The sequence below is a fragment of the Enterococcus sp. DIV1937 genome, from assembly GCF_050535975.1.
Taxonomy (GTDB): domain Bacteria; phylum Bacillota; class Bacilli; order Lactobacillales; family Enterococcaceae; genus Enterococcus; species Enterococcus faecalis.
This window is the reverse complement of the sequence record NZ_CP172909.1, coordinates 1,633,197-1,650,470: the sequence shown is the minus strand read 5'-3', so window position 1 is coordinate 1,650,470 and position 17,274 is coordinate 1,633,197. Positions and strand designations below refer to the sequence as shown.

The following is a 17,274-nucleotide window of genomic DNA, read 5'->3' as shown; positions in this document are numbered from 1 at the left end:
ACACTAAAATTAGCTAGTGTAACTAGCAAAAAAGGCAACTGGAATAGATAGGTTGTGCTGTCTATGAAGGGCTTTGTTTGTCAGGTGGTGCTGACATACAAAGTGCCTTTTTTCTTTTTCTCAACATTTTAAGGACAAAAAACGATTGCAACATGTCACAATCGCTAACCTCGGAGAAAAAGGAATTTTTCTCCAAGGGCCATTTCGATAACCTGTTGTGTGTTTCGAAACATTCAGAACGGTGGTGCGTTCTTTCAGTGCCTAATTATCCAATTCGTTTCTTGTTCCTCTATTTACAGTATACTGAATGAAAGCCTATTCTGCAATGATAGAATCAGGTTCCTGTGATTAAATAACATAAAAAATGGGCTCCTTATATAAAGAAAAATAACAAAAGAAATTTTGAATATTGACGTTTTTTTTAGGTACGTTATGATAAATGAGAGGTGATTTTATGTTAAAAACGCAAATTGTTGATTATTTACGCAATCAAACAGCTTTTTTTGAACCATCTTTAGTCAGTGAAATTTTCACAGCAAGCAATATTGCAACGACATTTTCTATCAAACGAAATACAGCTAGTCACTATTTAAATCAGTTAAACGAAGAAGGGATTCTAGTTAAGATCAATACACGACCAGTTTACTTTTTTCATAAAGAAGCGTTTCAACAACAAAACTATCTTTTAAAAAGAACTGTTTATCAAAGTTTCCAAGAAATGATCGATGAACAGCCTGTTTTTGATCGCAAAAGTGATTTTTTTCAGTCGGTCATTGGTTATCGCGGTAGTTTAGCTCAGACCATCGAACAATTAAAAATGGCAGCGCTTTATCCTGGCGGTGGATTGCCTGTCTTAATTACAGGTGAAAGTGGTACGGGTAAAAGTTTTTTAGCATCCTTATATTATCAGTTTTGTCTTTCAAAAGAACTACTTGACGATTCAGCACCTTTTGTGACAGTTAATTGTGCGCAATATGCCAACAATCCAGAGCTTTTAACTAGTCAATTATTTGGGCATCTTAAAGGCGCTTTTACGGGAGCAGATTCCGATAAAATTGGGGCCTTTCAAAGTGCAGAAGGGGGCGTTTTATTTTTAGATGAAGTTCATCGTTTGAGTCCTGAAGGGCAGGAAAAATTGTTTACATTTTTAGATCAGGGTATCATTTATCGGATGGGTGAAACCAATCGGCCCATTCCTGTTACGTGTCGGTTGTGCTTTGCCACAACTGAAGAAATTTCTAGCACCTTTTTAACGACATTTTTAAGACGAATTCCTATTCAAATTAAAATCCCAAGTCTTGCTGAACGCACTCAAGCGGAAAGAAAACAATTAATTATGCGAGCATTTTATGAGGAACAGCAAGCTATTCAAAAAGCAGTTACTATCACGCCACAAGTTATCAAACTTTTAGAAAATCACCATTATGTAGGCAATGTAGGTGAATTAAGAAATAATATAAAAATTATTACTGCACGCAGCTTTGCCGCCAATCTTGATAAACGTGTTATTCCAATCACTTTGCACGATCTACCGAAAGAATTTCTGGATCAATCGATCAGACTAGCTCCTGATGAAAATGAATTGCCTATTCGTTTAGATGAGCAAACAAATCTGGTTAGTTTGTTAGAGGAAACAGAGCTTGCGCAAAGAAGAATTATCCAGAGTTATGAACGAATCCTTCGTCTTTATGTCTCTCACCATCATCATCTTTCCACTGCCAATAACGACATCTCGAAAGAAATTGAACGCTTATTCGATGATTTATTATTTGAAAAGAAGCGAGAGAAAAATCACGAAATGCTATTGTTTATTACGCAAAATATCCGTCAATTATTGGAAACGATTGAATCGTCTTATCAAATTCGGTTTAATGGCAGTTTAGTCTATGCATTAAGCACCTATCTGTTTCAACGAAGATGTATTGATTGGTTTCCAGAAAAAGAACCTACAACAGTCATTGACGAACTTTTAACAGAAGTTCAAACTAAATTAGCAACTAGTTATGGCTACGCTGAACAACTGTTAACTTTAGTGAAACGTTCATTAGATATTGAACTATCCCAGATGGATCGAATTATTGTCACCATTTATCTTCACTATTCGGGTTCAGTAAAGGAAAGTCACTATCCGAAAGCGGTGATTGTTGCCCACGGATATGCCACAGCAAGTAGTATTGCGAATGTTGCAAATCGGCTGTTAAATGTGCCAATTTTTCAATCGTTTGACATGCCGTTAGATGTTACTCCCAAAAAAATTTCCGAACACTTAATTCACTATATGGAACGTCAAGAAACGAGGAATGGTTTAGTAATTCTTTTTGATATGGGTTCATTGAAAGAAATTTATCAGTATTTTCCGGCAGAAGAAGAAGGTCCTTTTTTATTAATGAATAATGTGACAACAAGCTTGGCTCTGTCTATAGGAGAAGCCATTAAAGACGAAGTTTCTTTTGAAGAATTGCCCCAAAAAGCGTTAACGGTTCATCCAAATGAATGGGAAATCATATTACCTGAAAATAAAACGGAACGTGTCATTTTAACAACGTGTAGTACCGGAATTGGTACAGCCGTTAAAATTAGAGATTTACTTGAAAAAAGTTTACCTGCGGAAGCACAATTAAAGATTATTCCTTGTGAATATAATCAATTACGTAATGCAGAGTCGATCAAAGAAAGTTTCCCAGAATATGAGATTGTCGGCATCATCGGTACAAACAACCCGTCTTCAAATGACCTCCCGTATATCTCTTTAGAAGAGTTGATTGCAGGAAAAGGAATTACGACCCTTTTAGAATGGACAAAGAGAGAATTAACTAAAGATATGCTGTCCTATGTAAATCATGAGTTGATTCGTAACTTTTCATTAGATCGGGTCATTCAATCAGTGACGATTTTAGATACAGAAAAAATTATTCGACAAGTAGAAGTCTTTTTAATTCAATTAGAAGAGCGGTGGCAACAAACGATTCAAAATGATCGTAAATTGGCGGTATATGTCCATGTCAGTTGTTTAATTGAACGATTAATCCGGAATGAACCTATTGAAAATTATAATGGCGCCGAACAATTAAAGCAGTGTCAAAGAACGGTCTTGCAAGAGTTAAAAGAGGCGTTTAGTGTCATTGAAAAAGTTTATAGTGTCAATATACCTGAATCGGAGCTTTTTTATGTCTATGATGTGTTGTTTGGAAAAACGGAGTTTAACAACGCAGAAAGCGATTTTTAAAATAAAAAGGAGGGAGTGCCACTTTTTTGGCACTCTTTTTGCTATATAAAGAAGTAAGTGAGGTGAAGAAAATGGAACGTAAAATTATTCTGGCAACACATGGTAATTTCGCTGCAGGGATTCAGACATCATTAGCTTTAATTTGTGGTGAAACAAAGAATGTGGAATGTCTTTGCGCTTATATGGAACAACCTTATGATTTAGCCAAGACGGTCAAAGACATTTTAAAGAACAATCAACAAAATGAATTAATTGTGATTACAGACCTATTTGGCGGAAGCGTGAATAACGAATTCTTTAATTATGTGGGGAAACAAGCAATGCATTTAATTTCAGGATTAAATTTAGCAACGTTAATTGAAATATATACCCAAATAAATACTGTTGATTCATTAGTTGATTTAGTAAAACGCGCCGTTGAAAACGGACAAGAAAGTCTTTGTTATTGTAACGAGTTATCTAGTAAAGAAATTTTAGAAGAAGAATTTTAGGAGGAAATGAAATGATTAAATTGTTAAGAGTCGATCATCGCTTGTTACATGGTCAAGTGGCTTTTTCATGGACCCAAGGCTTAGGCGCCGATTGTATTTTAATCGCAAATGATGACGTACCTAAAAATGATATTCGAAAAACAACCATTAAGCTAGCTAAGCCAGCAGGAGTAAAACTGGTCATTAAAACGATTGAAGATGCGATTGCCGCACTAAAAAGTGGTGTTACAGAAAAATACAAACTTTTTATTGTAGTTGAGAGTGTGGAAGATGCTTATCGATTGGCTACTGCTTATCCAGAAATAAAAGAAATTAACTTAGGAGGGATGAAAGTAAGGGAAAATACTCGAAACATTTCTAAAGCAATTAATATTACGCCGGATGAAGAAAAAATGGTTAAAGAATTGGTCGCAAATGGTTGTGAAGTTGAAATTCGACAAGTCCCAAATGACAAAAAAGTAGCAGCATTAAATGTCTTGTAGAAAGGAGAAATACAAATGATAGGACAAGCGATTCTTTTAGGTTGCATCGCTTTTATTGCGCAGTCGGAATATGCTTTAGGAACCTCGTTGCTTTCAAGACCAATTGTAACCGGTTTATTTGTCGGAATTGTATTAGGTGATGTTAAAACGGGCGTAATCATGGGCGCGACCTTAGAGTTAGCTTTCATCGGTTCTTTTTCAGTGGGCGCATCAATCCCACCTGATGTAGTGACTGGTGGGATTCTTGGTACAGCGTTTGCTATTACTGCTGGCGCAGGAACAGAAACAGCCTTAGTCTTAGGCTTGCCAATCGCAACGTTAACGTTGATTCTTAAAAATATTTATTTGGGTTTGCTCATCCCAATCATGAGTCAAAAAGCTGATCAGTATGCTGAAGAAGGAGCATATAAAGGGGTGGAGCGCATGCATTTACTTGCAGGCTTTGGCTTATCGTTCATGCTAGCGCTCATTGTAACTATTTCATTTGCCGTGGGCAGCAACACCATTAAAGGCTTACTTGATCTGATCCCTGAATTTATTCAACATGGGTTGTCTGTTGCAACGGGGATTATTCCAGCGCTAGGATTTGCGATGCTTGCACGCTTACTGATTAACAAACAAGTGGCGCCATATTTCTTTTTAGGCTTTGTCTTAATGGCTTACTTTAAGTTACCTGTAACAGGAGTAGCAATTTTGGGTGCCATTACAGCAGTAATTGTTGTGAATATCATGAATTATGCCAAAGGAAAGAATGAAACAATACAAACAACAAGTGGGGAGGTAATTGATGATGACGAAGACTTCTAAAACTAAGACAGAAAACTTAATTACAAAAAAAGAACTTAATCAAGTCTTTTGGCGTTCATTTCAAATGGAATTTTCATGGAATTATGAACGTCAGATGAATATGGCTTATGTCTATGCCATGATCCCTATTTTAAAGAAATTATATCCTCAAAAAGAAGAGATGGCGGCAGCTTTAAAACGGCATCTTGCTTTCTTTAATACTACGCCGCATATCGTGACGTTTATTTTAGGAATTAATGCTGCAATGGAAGAAGAAAATGTTCTGGACGAAAATTTTGAAGTTGGAACAATCGATAGTATTAAAACCTCGTTAATGGGACCTTTAGCTGGTTTAGGTGATTCCTTTTTCTGGGGAACCTTACGCTTGATTGCAACAGGTGTTGGAACTTCGTTAGCTTTACAAGGGAATGTGTTAGGGCCAATTCTATTTTTACTCATTTTTAACGTCCCCCATGTGATTGTTCGTTATTTACTGAATCGTTGGGGCTATAAATTAGGAACTGGTTTTCTCAAAAAGATTCAAGCAAATGGCATGATGGAAAGTCTCACATTAGGCGCTTCAATAATTGGCTTGATGGTGGTAGGTGCTATGACCGCCTCCATGATTGATTTAACTATCCCGATTACAATCAGCGGAAGTGGCAAAAATGCAGTCACAGTTCAAAGTATCTTTGACGATATCATGCCTAAATTATTACCGCTTGCATCTTTTGGTTTTGTTTTTTATTTATTGAAAAAAGAAGTAAAACCTTTAGCGATTTTAGGTGGCATGGCAATTGTCGGAATTCTTGGCTCATTAATTGGTATATTTTAGGAGGCAAAATATGAAAACGATGCTGGATTATATAAATGAGGAGCAAGCAGCTCTAACTCAGATTCTTAACCAATTTCAATTAACTGATACAGACGTTTCAAAGGTCACGCACTGTCTAATTTTAGCAACTGGCTCGTCACATAACGCTTGTCAGGCGGCTAAAGTTTACCTTGAAGAAGTGGCGCCTATTTATGTGGAAATCCAAGAGCCGTTCAATTTTGCTCATTATGGCAAAGTGGATGATCGGTTTGATCTGGTCGTAGCGGTTTCACAAAGTGGTAAAAGTGCTTCAACAATTGATGCCATTGCAAAAATTAAAAACCAAACGTCTGTAAAAACAGTGGCCTTGACAAGTGATGTCACCAGCCCGATTACGGAGGTTGTGGATGAAGTCCTGGATTTAAAAATGGGGCTTGAAACAGTTGGTTTTGTCACAAAAGGCTATACGACAACACTTTTAAATTTATTTCTATTTGGTTTGAAACTGGGCTATCAAAAGCATCAATTAACAAAAGTAGAGGTTGAAGAAGAATTAGCAAAACTTGCCAAAGCAATTCAGGAAATCGATTCGGTGATTTATAAAACCGAACAATTTTGGCAAAAAACGAAAAAAGAATTAACAGAGGGGACACGATTTATCGCAATTGGTTATGGACCTAATATTGGTACGGCAAAAGAGTTTGAGACGAAGTTTACAGAAACAGTTCGCTTACCTTCCCAAGGATTTGAAGTCGAAGCCTATATGCATGGGCCTTATCTTGAAGCGGATACTACACATCTTTTGTTTTTTATTGAAAATCAAAGTCCTATTCAAGCACGTAGTCAAGCCTTGAGAAACTATCTAGCCAGTTATGTTGGCCAATGTTACACAATTACAACGCGTTCAACGAGGGCATCAAATACGTTAGAGTTAGCAAGTGATGTCGAAGAAAAAATTAGTCCTTTATTGTTAGTTATTCCATTTCAATACTTGGCGTATCAAGTAGCTACAAGTAAAGGAATTGATTTATCTCAACGGATTTTTGATGATTTTGATTGTGTCCTAAAAAGTAAAATAGCAAAGAAAGAGGGAAATCAGCCATGTTAAAATTTAATGAAGAACAACAAATCAAAGACATACGAGGTGCCTTAGCCTTGCGTTCAGATGTTGAAAAAGTTGTTGATCAAGTTTGGACGAAAGGATTTGATGCGGTTTATTATTTAGGAATCGGCGGTACTTATGCTTCAGCCATGCAAGCAGTTACTTATGCGAATGGAAAAAGTAATTTACCAATCTATGTTCAACATGCTGCTGAGTATTACACAACAGGCAATAAACGTTTAACAGAAAAATCATTCGTCATCTTGTCTTCCGTTACTGGGACAACACAAGAAGTGGTGCAAGCCGTTCAAGAAATCAAAAAGGTCGGCGCAACGTTATTTGGTTTTATCGATGCAAAAGACAGTCTTTTAGCAGATTTATGTGATTATGTGGTGACTTATCCAGCTCCAGGAACTGAGCAAATCAAGTTCTTTATGGTAGCTGATCGTTTAATGCAAAAAAACAACGAATTTACAGATTACGAAAATTATTACCAAGAATTGGAAGAATATTTGCCTACAGGTTTAGCTGAAGCCGAAAAAAGTGCCGATGCGTTTGGCTTAGCTTTTGCGGAAAAACATCGTCATGATAGCATTCACTATTTTATTGGCGCAGGGAACCAATGGGGAGCGGTCTATTCTTATGCAATGTGCTATTGGGAAGAGCAAAGTTGGCTTCGCTCAAAATCAATTCATGCAGCAGAGTTCTTACATGGAACGCTAGAAATTGTAGATGAAACTACGCCAGTAACGTTGTTTATTGGAGAAGACGAGCAGCGACCGTTGGCAGAACGAGTAGCAAAATTATTGCCGAAAATCTGTGCCAATTATACAATTATTGATTCGAAAGCGTATGAACTTCCAGGAATTAGTGAAAAATATCGTGGCCGAGTTATTTCATTTCTCCTAATGCATGCGGTAACGCAACGCATTGATGCGCATGTAGAAAAATTGAATTGTCACCCATTAGAGATTCGTCGTTATTATCGTCAATTTGATTACTGAGACAAAATAGCCTCTTTTTCCAGCAATCCTGTGGTAGACTGAAGAGAGAATACTTCAGAAAGTAGGAAAACCAATGACAAAACCGAAAATCTATACAATGACCTTTGCCAGTGTTTACCCGCTATATATCCAAAAAGCAGAACGTAAAAATCGAACGCAAGCGGAGGTTGACGAAATTATTTATTGGTTAACTGGTTATGATGAAAAAGGCTTGCAACAACAATTGGCTCAAAAAGTAACGATGGAAACATTTTTTGAAGAAGCACCCAATTTTAATGAAAATGCCCAATTGATCAAAGGCGTAATTTGTGGCTATCGCGTGGAAGAAATTGAAGATCCTTTAATGCAAAAAATCCGTTACCTAGATAAGTTAATCGACGAGTTGGCCAAGGGAAAAGCGATGGAAAAAATTTTAAGAACATGAAAACAGGGTCTCAATGAGACCCTGTTTTCATGTTCTCTTGTACACGGAATTTAACTATTTCCTGTATTAATGAAAGAGGTAACTCTTGCGTGTAGGGAAATTGAATGGCACCTTTCGAGGTTTTAAAAGGGCGTAATTCTTTGCTGAAACGTTGGATGGCTGATGGCGTAGGATAGAAACCTAAATGTTGCTTGGCCGCCGCAAAATGCACTAAATTGCCATTTAAGTAAAAGGTCGGCATTCCATAAGCGATTTTTTCAGTAGTCTCCTGAGGAACAACCGCTAAAATTGCTTGGTAGATTTCTGTTAACTGTGTTTGATGTTGGGGTTGCTGGCGAATATAGTTTGCAATGATGGTCATATAAAAACACCTCCGTTTGTTTCAGTATACTATGTAAAAAATAAAAGGCGAAGAAGATACAAAAAAACCGTCTAGTATTTTTTCTTTACTAAACGGCTTTTAGCTTAAATAACTACCTAAAGGGTCTTGCATGGAAATGTTTGTCACTCCTTAGTTTAATTGTTTTAAGTGTGCAATTGCTTCTTCAATTGTGTGACCAGTTGCTGTTTTACTTTCATTTTTTGCATCAAAAACAATGAAAATATTTTTGTCTGTGTCTAATTGAATACGGTATTGAATGTTTTTTACTTTGTAAGTCATAGTTATTCTCCTTTCATAAAGTACTCTAAAAAGGCGACGATAACTGATAACGAAATTCCATTGTTACTATACCACTGGAAAATTATTTTTGCAACAAATAACATTTTTTCTTTACCATTCCTTAGACTTCTTTGCTAGCTACTTCTTTACATTCTTTTTCAAGAAGCATAAAATAAATACATTACTAGTTTTTGAATAGGAGATCGATGTGAAAAAGAGAGTTGAGAAATTTAGACGATGGCCTTACCGCTACCTTTTGTATGGAATCGGGTTCATCTTATTAATTATTTTTAGTAATTTATATTTGCAATGGTGTCAGAATAACTTGTCTGTTGATTTAGCCTTCAAGTTTGCTTTTTCGTGGCATACGGAAAAGTTTTTCTTAGGTTGTTTTGTGCTAAGCGTTTTTTTACTTTTTTTATGTAGTTTGGCAGGTTCATTAGGAGTTGGCGCTCTTTTATATAGTGTCATAATAGGTGTTTTAGGATTTGCGGACTATCAAAAGATGTTTTATCGTGTCGAACCTATTTACCCAGACGACTTAAAAATGATCACAGAAGTTAGTTTATTAAAAGAAATGGTTGGTTTATGGCCGTTTGTTTTTGTGGTAGCGTTAGGTTGTGTAGCACTTTTTTTCTTAGGAAAAGCCTTTTATAAAAGTTTCTTTTTATCGAAGAAAAAACAAACGATTCGTGTGTTAAGTCTTGTTCTTTCGATTGGTCTATTTTCATATATTGGTGATTTTAACAATCCGCAAAATTTGTTACGTAAAGCCTATAATAAAACCGCGTTATGGATTCCTTACAGCCAAAAAATGAATTACTACAATACAGGATTTATTGGTGGTTTTCTATATAATTTAAAAGTAGAGGCTATGGACCAACCAAAGGGTTATTCAAAAGAAGCTATTTCAGAAATTACTCAGAAGTATCAAAAGTTGGCCGAGACGAAAACAGTGCCGAGCAATGAGCAACCAAATATTGTGTTTGTCATGAGTGAAAGTTTTTCAAATCCAGATCATCTGAAAGGTTTGTCCATTATTGGTAATCCTTTAGCTGATTATCAGCAAATCGCTGATAAAACTTACAGTGGCCAGATGCTTTCACAAAACTACGGGGGCGGAACTGCGAATATTGAATTTGAAGCCTTAACAAGTTTTTCGATGGAATTAATGAATGCCCAAATGACTACACCTTATACAATGATGATTCCTAAGATGACGGAATTGCCTTCCATTGTTTCATTACTTAAGGAACAAAAGTACCAAACAACGGCTATTCATCCGTACAATACATCTATGTATAAACGAAAAGATGTGTATAAAATTTTAGGTTTTGATCAATTTATCAATGAAAAAACAATGAACTATACGGATAAACTAGAAAATAATCCTTACATTTCAGATCAAGCAGCGTATCAGGAAGTGACGACACTGCTTAAAGAAAAAGAGCAACCGCAATTCATTCATTTAGTTACTATGCAAACACATATGCCCTATGAAAATAAATACACAACGTCCAATTATTTTTCTCAAGGAAACGGCAATCAAGTCGCGCTCAATAATTACTTGCAAGATATTGCCTACAGTAGCGAAGCTTTGAAAAATTTCCTACAAGAAATCGAAAAAATGCCCAAACGCACATTAGTCGTTTTTTGGGGAGATCACTTACCAAGTATTTATGATGAAAACATTCAAGCGTTGAATGAAGGGGCAGCCCTTCACCAGACCGAATTTCTAATGTATGATACGGCGAATCAGTTAACAGAAAAAAATCAGCATCAAGCAACTATTAGTCCATTTTATTTTGCTCCCTCACTGTTCCAACAAAGCGGCTTACCGCAATCGGGATTTTACGCTATGCTAAATGAGGTACAAGAACAATTGCCTGCTTTTGAAAAGGGGAATTACTATCTCGGTGGGGAATGGAAAAAAACAGTAGAAATGAATAAAAAGCAAGAACAACTATATGAGGAATACCGACTGATTCAATATGACATTGTTTCAGGGAAGCAATATAGTTTAGAAAATCAATTTTTTAGCTAAAAAAAACACACGAAATATTCGTGTGTTTTTTGATTTTTATTTTAAAGTTTTACGATAAACAATGACATAATAGCTGAAAGCTAACAGGCAAGCAAAACTTAAAAAGTAAAGCGGCAAGACCCAAATGGTACCATTGTGAAAGTAACTAATCAAATAGGTAAAGAAACTAACAAACAAGTAATAGACAAAACTAAAAATTCCACTGGCAGTACCAATTACAGATTCATAGCCTTTTAAGGCCATACTTAAGGCATTGGGCAAAGTAATATTAATCCCTAAGAAAAAGAGAAAAATAAACAAAATAAGACCAATGATTGTTTCAAATTGTGTCATTATTAATAAACAGCAAGCCGCAAAGATACTTAGCAGCAAACCAGCAAAGGCAATTTTTTCCGCTGACCAATATCCTAGCAACCAATTGATAAGAACTGCAGCAAGAATATTAGACACAGCTAAAACTAAACCAAGAAAGCCATATTGGACACTGCTAAAGCCAAAGTGATTGATGAAAATAAACGGAGCTTCTGCATAGTAGCTAAACAATAAACCATTAATGCCCCCAATCAATAAGCCGTAGCACCAAACTTTCGAGTCGAAGGAAAGGCGTTTCGCCACGGACCAAAAAGGTGCTTTCGTTAAAGTATTTCCTAAGTGAAAGGTTTCTGGTAAACGATAAAAACTATAGAAAAGTAATAGAACAGCCATGACAATTAAGGTGCTAAAGACATGCTGATAGCCAAAATAGGTTTGAACAAGTCCGCCGACTAAGGGTCCGATGGCAGGAGATAGCGATAGGGCAGCGCTTGTTTGAGCAAAAATTTTCCCTCTTTGAAGATCGTTAAAGCTTTCCCGCATCATTGATTGGGTAATGACAGAACCAACGCTTGCACCAAATGCTTGAATTAAACGGAAGAATAACAGCCAAGGAAATGTCGGACTCAAAAAAAGGCCAATATTTCCAATTAAATAGCATAAAATTCCTAATAACATAGCTGGGCGACGTCCAATCGTATCGGATAAAATTCCCCAGAATAAAACGCCAACGGCAAAGGCAACAAAATAAATACTCATGGTTAATTGTGCTACGCTATCGTGAATGTTAAAAGCAGAACTAAGCGCTGGCAAAATGGGTGTGAAAATCGACTCGCTGATTTGTGGAAATCCCACAAGCAAAATAATAATTAGTAATGATGGGACGGTGTTTCGGGTGTTTTTCATGATTTTTCTCCTTAAAAGTTTAATCTAATCAAAAACACCCATTGTCTTTTACAACCGCCAAATTTAAAATAAGTAAAATAATGTCACCAACTTTCCTTGAAATTTTTTATTATACAAAGTCTAAATGAAGAAGCGCTTCTTCTTGACTAAATTCATAAGTGTAGCGACCAGATAAACCGGAAAGCTCACCTGATGCTTGAAATAGTTCACCTGGGCAGTCTAAAAGACCCTGTGTAAACGTCCCTTTTTCGCAAGCAGTAAAGGTGCCTTTTTTTCCTAAATAAGTTCCTTCGAAATGTAGGAAACCGACCACTTGAGCCACAGCTTCAAGCCCATCTGCCATTGAAGAGCCTTGATAAGTCATTAAGTATTCTACAGAAGCTGTCCCAGATAAGGCGCCTGACAATTGATAAGTAGCGCTCGCTTGATTCACTGGGAAATTTTCATTAAGATTGTCAATCGGTTGTTCTTGCCAACTAGATACAGTAAATGATGCTTGCTCCATTGCTGTCCCTTCTTTCTTATTAATAAGAATAGGGTAGCGGGAAGCGCACTATTTGTCAACAATCCACCACTTTAACTCTTCATTTTTTGCACAAAAGAATGTAACGCTAAGCGGTTGATGTGATAAGCAGTTCCTTGTTTTTGAATAAAGCCGCGCTCTCGAAATTGTTTGAAAGTATAAATAAGATGGCGATAACTAACCCCTAAGTATTCGGCAATCTCAGTATGCTTTTCTTTATAAACATCTTCGTGATTAGCGGCAACCAATAGCAATTCCGCTAGCCGATAACTTAGTTCATAGGTCTGATTCGTTGTAAAGTGGTCCACCCGTTGGAGCATTTTTTTCCCTAGATAATGGCTGAGTTGCTGCATAAAAAGTACCTTGTTTTTTAAAACAGTTTCTGCGTAAGCTAAAGGTACAGCCAAACAACAGGTTTCACCTAAGGCGATAACGTCCTTGGTTATCGTTTCCGCTTGAACTAATGTTAAATCGCCAATTAAATCACCTGTCGTTAAAAACTGAACAATGGATTGGCGACCATTGCGTTCTGTTTTTAAAATTTTCGCTTTTCCTTTGATTAAATAAAAAAGATAATTTAATGGCTCTGCTTGATGATGAATGAATTCTTGATTTTCAAAATCGATAATAAAACTGTGTTTTAAATCAGTTTCATTAAAAAAAGGCGTATTTTTAGCTAATTCTTGTTTCGGTGATTGTTGGTAGGCTGTTTTAAGCATTTTTTCTCCTTATAATAGGAGATATCTCCTATTTGTTTCTTCTATTGTAGCACATAATAGACGTATCAAGAGTAGAGGAGTTTTTATAATGTGGAAGAAAAAAATTGTACTATCGTTTCTTTTTTATTTAATTAGTGCATTGGGGATCAGTTTGACAATTCAAGCAGGCATCGGGGTTAGCAGTTTTAATGCGTTTAATGTGACCTTTGCAACACTTACACATTTAAAAGTCGGAACTGTTACCACAGCTATCAATTTAGCTTTTTTAGGCACGTGTTGGTTGTTAGATCAGCAGCGTAAAATTCAGGACTATTTGATTATTTTGGTGGCGTTAATTGGCTTTGGTTTTGTCATTAATTTTTTCTTATATCAATTATTTGGTTCGCTTGTTTTTCAAAATTATTTGGTTAAAATTGTTCTATTTATTTTAGGGACAATCATAGCAGGAATTGGGACAGGACAGGTAGTTGCGCTAGGTGTTTTGCAATTTCCCATTGAAAAATTTTGTACACTTATTTCTGAAAGAACGCGCTATAGTTTTCAGTTTTATCGTTATTTAGTTGATATTTTTTGTGTCAATTTAGCACTAGGATTGTCCATTAGTTATCATTTGCCGATTTTTGTTCGTGAAGGAACCGTGATTAGTCTTTTCTTACTTTCTTGGGTTATTAGTTGGTCGAGAAAGCGGGGACAACAGCGTATTTTACGAATACAAATCAAGAAACTGGAATCCGAATGAAAGGATTTCAGTTTTTTTCAAATGAGCAGAACTTTTATTTGAAAAAAAGAGTGGAAAACGGTATACTAATTAAGTAATTATTCATAACATTGGTTCTCCAATCAATGTTAAATAGTTTTTTCATGAGGGAGTAACTGACAGTATTTATGCTGTGACAACATCACCAACTCCGAAAGCAATTTCTGGTGTTGTCTTAAACGGTGAGACTTATGTATGTTCGACGAAGTAGCATACACAAGTCTATTTTTTTTCATTTATTTTTGATGAAATGTAAAATAGTACTTGAAGGATGCTGCAAAAAATAGAGGAGGAAGAACATGTCAGAAGAAAAGAAAACACAATTGTCTGAAGCGTTTTACGCACAAGACGACACAGTTGTTTTGGAGAAAATGAACACAACAACTGATGGATTAAGTGCACAGGAGGCTCAAAAGCGTTTAGAAACGTACGGGGAAAATGTGCTAGATGAAGGGAAGAAAAAATCACTTGCCGTGAAATTCTTTGAGCAATTCAAAGATTTTATGATTATTGTTTTATTAGCGGCAGCGGTCATTTCAGCCGTCTTTTCCCATGATGTGGTAGACTCGATTATCATCTTAGTGGTTGTTATCTTGAACGCCATCTTTGGGGTCATCCAAGAAGCTAAAGCGGAACAAGCCATTGAAGCATTAAAAGAAATGTCTTCACCAAATGCGAATGTTCGCCGTGATGGACACGTCATTACTGTTAAAAGTGATGAATTAGTGCCAGGTGACATTGTTTTATTAGAAGCAGGGGATGTCGTTCCAGCCGATTTACGTTTATTGGAAGCGAATAGCTTAAAAATTGAAGAAGCAGCGTTAACCGGTGAATCTGTTCCAGTTGAAAAAGAAGTAACCATCTTAGAGGGAACCGATATTGGTATCGGTGACCGAATCAATATGGCTTATTCCAATAGTAATGTGACGTATGGACGTGGTCTTGGCGTTGTGGTTGGCACAGGAATGAATACAGAAGTCGGTAAAATTGCTGGCATGCTAGCGAGCGAACAAGAAACGGAAACGCCTTTAAAACAAAACTTAAACCAATTGGGTAAAATGTTAACAATTGCCATTTTAGTCATTGCAGCGGTGATGTTTGTGGTAGGAATGATGAATGGTCGTTCATGGATTGACATGTTATTAACGTCAATTTCGTTAGCTGTAGCGGCAATTCCAGAAGGATTACCAGCGATTGTCACAATTATTTTGGCTTTAGGTACCCAAAAAATGGCCAAGAAAAATGCGATTGTCCGTAAGTTACCAGCCGTTGAAACATTAGGAAGTACAGACATTATCTGTTCAGATAAAACAGGTACGTTAACCTTAAATCAAATGACCGTTGAAGCGTTGTATACAGATGGTCAAGTTTTATCTGCTTCCACAGAAATCCCTGCTGATAATATGGCTTTAAAAATCATGAACTTTACGAATGATACAAAAATCGCTCAAGATGGTTCATTAATTGGTGACCCAACAGAAACTGCCTTAGTACAATTTGGTTTAGATCATGCGTTTAACGTAACCGAAAAAGTAGCAGCTGAACCTCGTGTGGCAGAGATTCCTTTTGACTCTGATCGTAAATTAATGACTACAGTTCATGAATTAAAAACAGGTGGCTTCCTAGTTTCTGTCAAAGGTGCACCAGATGAATTATTGAAACGTTGTACGGAAATCTTATCAAATGGAGAAACAAGTCCATTAGATGAAACAAAACGTCAAGAAATTTTGAAAACAAACACCTCATTAGCGAAACAAGCCTTACGTGTTTTAGGAATGGCTTATAAATATGTTGAGACGATTCCAGCCGAAATGAGTTCTGAACTTGTGGAAAAAGATTTAACATTTGCTGGTTTAGTCGGTATGATTGACCCAGAAAGAAAAGAAGCTGCAGATGCTGTAAAAGTCGCGAAAGAAGCGGGTATTCGTCCAATTATGATTACGGGTGACCACCGTGATACAGCAGAAGCAATTGCGGCACGTTTAGGCATCATCAAAGAAGGTGACGACGATGCAGTCATTACAGGCGCTGAATTAAATGAATTGTCAGATGAAAAATTCGCACAAGTCGTGGGACACTACTCTGTCTATGCTCGTGTTTCACCAGAACACAAGGTTCGGATTGTTAAAGCGTGGCAACAAGAAGGAAAAGTGGTTGCTATGACTGGTGATGGCGTAAATGATGCCCCAGCCTTAAAAGCTGCTGACATCGGGATTGGTATGGGAATTACCGGAACAGAAGTATCAAAAGGTGCTTCAGATATGGTCCTTGCCGATGATAACTTTTCAACAATTATTGTAGCGGTAGAAGAAGGACGTAAAGTCTTCTCAAATATCCAAAAAACGATTCAATATTTACTTTCAGCTAACTTAGGGGAAGTATTAACCTTGTTTATTGCAACAATGCTCAATTGGGATACCTTGTTACCTGTTCACTTATTGTGGATTAACTTAGTAACAGATACTTTCCCAGCGATTGCGTTAGGTGTGGAACCAGCAGAACGTGATGTGATGAGCCATGAACCTCGTGGTAAAAAATCGAACTTCTTCTCTGGCGGCGTTTTAAGCAGTGTTGTTTATCAAGGGATTACGCAAGGGGCATTGACTTTGATTGTGTATAAAATGTCAATTATGTTCCCAGCACATACCGCAGCTAACACAAACTTATCGGCGCAAGCGTTGTATGATTTACAACACGGCGATGCTTTAACCATGGCCTTTGCTACTTTGGGATTAATTCAATTGTTCCATGCCTTTAATGTGAAGTCGATTTATCAATCAATTTTCAAAGTTGGCTTATTCCGCAACAAATCATTTAACTATGGGATTCTTGTTTCGTTCTTGCTATTAGCTGCAACGATTGTTATTCCAGGATTTAATGATTTATTCAGCGTTACACATTTAGATGCATATCAATGGGCAATTGTAGCAGGTACTTCTTTTGCTATCATCCCAATTGTGGAAATTGTGAAGTTCTTCCAACGTAAAGCAGGTAAAGGTGCTTAATAAATAAGAAAAGAAAAT

The 17,274-nt window shown here is 36.7% G+C and carries 17 protein-coding genes; 12 read left to right on the top strand and 5 right to left on the bottom strand.

Features of this window, described 5'->3' with window-relative positions; all coding sequences use genetic code 11:
* Nucleotides 1-95 precede the first annotated feature (95 nt).
* From IGL13_RS08000 to IGL13_RS07960, 9 genes are all read left to right on the top strand, one after another.
* Complete coding sequence (locus IGL13_RS08000; RefSeq protein WP_033602090.1) at nucleotides 96-311, top strand: hypothetical protein; 216 nt, start codon at nucleotides 96-98, stop codon at nucleotides 309-311.
* Between the two features lie 143 nt (nucleotides 312-454).
* Complete coding sequence (locus IGL13_RS07995) at nucleotides 455-3,226, top strand: sigma 54-interacting transcriptional regulator (protein WP_002378433.1); 2,772 nt, start codon at nucleotides 455-457, stop codon at nucleotides 3,224-3,226.
* A 71-nt stretch (nucleotides 3,227-3,297) separates the two neighbouring features.
* On the top strand, nucleotides 3,298-3,717 hold the full coding sequence (locus tag IGL13_RS07990) for a PTS sugar transporter subunit IIA (protein WP_002389037.1): 420 nt from the start codon (nucleotides 3,298-3,300) through the stop codon (nucleotides 3,715-3,717).
* An 11-nt stretch (nucleotides 3,718-3,728) separates the two neighbouring features.
* Nucleotides 3,729-4,199 (top strand): PTS sugar transporter subunit IIB, encoded by a 471-nt coding sequence (locus IGL13_RS07985; protein WP_002357106.1) that lies wholly within the window; start codon nucleotides 3,729-3,731, stop codon nucleotides 4,197-4,199.
* Nucleotides 4,200-4,214: 15 nt separating this feature from the next.
* Nucleotides 4,215-5,006 carry a PTS mannose/fructose/sorbose/N-acetylgalactosamine transporter subunit IIC gene (locus IGL13_RS07980; RefSeq protein ID WP_002357107.1) on the top strand — a complete coding sequence of 264 codons (792 nt, stop codon included), beginning with the start codon at nucleotides 4,215-4,217 and terminating at the stop codon, nucleotides 5,004-5,006.
* Nucleotides 4,987-5,820, top strand: a complete 834-nt coding sequence (locus tag IGL13_RS07975; RefSeq protein ID WP_002401797.1) for a PTS system mannose/fructose/sorbose family transporter subunit IID — start codon at nucleotides 4,987-4,989, stop codon at nucleotides 5,818-5,820. Before IGL13_RS07980 ends, IGL13_RS07975 begins: the two co-directional genes overlap by 20 nt.
* Nucleotides 5,821-5,830: 10 nt before the next feature.
* Nucleotides 5,831-6,907, top strand: coding sequence for an SIS domain-containing protein (locus IGL13_RS07970; protein WP_002401796.1), 1,077 nt, complete (start codon nucleotides 5,831-5,833; stop codon nucleotides 6,905-6,907).
* Nucleotides 6,901-7,905, top strand: a complete 1,005-nt coding sequence (locus tag IGL13_RS07965) for an SIS domain-containing protein (protein ID WP_002357110.1) — start codon at nucleotides 6,901-6,903, stop codon at nucleotides 7,903-7,905. The genes IGL13_RS07970 and IGL13_RS07965 overlap by 7 nt, the downstream gene beginning before the upstream one ends.
* Nucleotides 7,906-7,978: 73 nt before the next feature.
* Nucleotides 7,979-8,329 carry a DUF2200 domain-containing protein gene (locus IGL13_RS07960; RefSeq protein WP_002360043.1) on the top strand — a complete coding sequence of 117 codons (351 nt, stop codon included), beginning with the start codon at nucleotides 7,979-7,981 and terminating at the stop codon, nucleotides 8,327-8,329.
* Between the two features lie 10 nt (nucleotides 8,330-8,339).
* On the opposite strand, the gene IGL13_RS07955 is transcribed toward IGL13_RS07960, so the two are convergent.
* Both IGL13_RS07955 and IGL13_RS07950 read right to left on the bottom strand, forming a co-directional pair.
* On the bottom strand, nucleotides 8,340-8,690 hold the full coding sequence (locus tag IGL13_RS07955; RefSeq protein WP_002357112.1) for an iron chaperone: 351 nt from the start codon (nucleotides 8,688-8,690) through the stop codon (nucleotides 8,340-8,342).
* A gap of 150 nt (nucleotides 8,691-8,840) precedes the next feature.
* Nucleotides 8,841-8,990 (bottom strand): hypothetical protein, encoded by a 150-nt coding sequence (locus IGL13_RS07950; RefSeq protein WP_002357118.1) that lies wholly within the window; start codon nucleotides 8,988-8,990, stop codon nucleotides 8,841-8,843.
* A gap of 208 nt (nucleotides 8,991-9,198) precedes the next feature.
* Between IGL13_RS07950 and IGL13_RS07945 the strand changes: the two genes are divergently transcribed.
* A complete protein-coding gene (locus IGL13_RS07945) occupies nucleotides 9,199-11,034 on the top strand; it encodes an LTA synthase family protein (protein ID WP_002378430.1) in 1,836 nt (611 codons plus the stop codon).
* 36 nt (nucleotides 11,035-11,070) lie between these two features.
* Here IGL13_RS07945 and IGL13_RS07940 read toward each other — a convergent pair whose 3' ends face one another.
* The 3 genes from IGL13_RS07940 to yeiL all read right to left on the bottom strand — a co-directional run bounded on the left by IGL13_RS07940 (nucleotide 11,071) and on the right by yeiL (nucleotide 13,494).
* Nucleotides 11,071-12,252, bottom strand: coding sequence for a multidrug effflux MFS transporter (locus IGL13_RS07940; RefSeq protein WP_002378429.1), 1,182 nt, complete (start codon nucleotides 12,250-12,252; stop codon nucleotides 11,071-11,073).
* Between the two features lie 109 nt (nucleotides 12,253-12,361).
* The gene (locus IGL13_RS07935; protein WP_002378428.1) at nucleotides 12,362-12,757 is read right to left on the bottom strand and encodes a DUF3224 domain-containing protein; all 396 of its coding nucleotides are present in this window, start codon (nucleotides 12,755-12,757) and stop codon (nucleotides 12,362-12,364) included.
* A 71-nt stretch (nucleotides 12,758-12,828) separates the two neighbouring features.
* Nucleotides 12,829-13,494, bottom strand: coding sequence for a transcriptional regulator YeiL (yeiL, locus tag IGL13_RS07930; RefSeq protein WP_002357123.1), 666 nt, complete (start codon nucleotides 13,492-13,494; stop codon nucleotides 12,829-12,831).
* A gap of 88 nt (nucleotides 13,495-13,582) precedes the next feature.
* On the opposite strand from yeiL, the gene IGL13_RS07925 reads away from it, so the two are divergent.
* A complete protein-coding gene (locus IGL13_RS07925; protein ID WP_002378427.1) occupies nucleotides 13,583-14,233 on the top strand; it encodes a YczE/YyaS/YitT family protein in 651 nt (216 codons plus the stop codon).
* A 317-nt stretch (nucleotides 14,234-14,550) separates the two neighbouring features.
* Nucleotides 14,551-17,256 (top strand): cation-translocating P-type ATPase, encoded by a 2,706-nt coding sequence (locus tag IGL13_RS07920; RefSeq protein WP_002377094.1) that lies wholly within the window; start codon nucleotides 14,551-14,553, stop codon nucleotides 17,254-17,256.
* Nucleotides 17,257-17,274 lie beyond the last annotated feature (18 nt).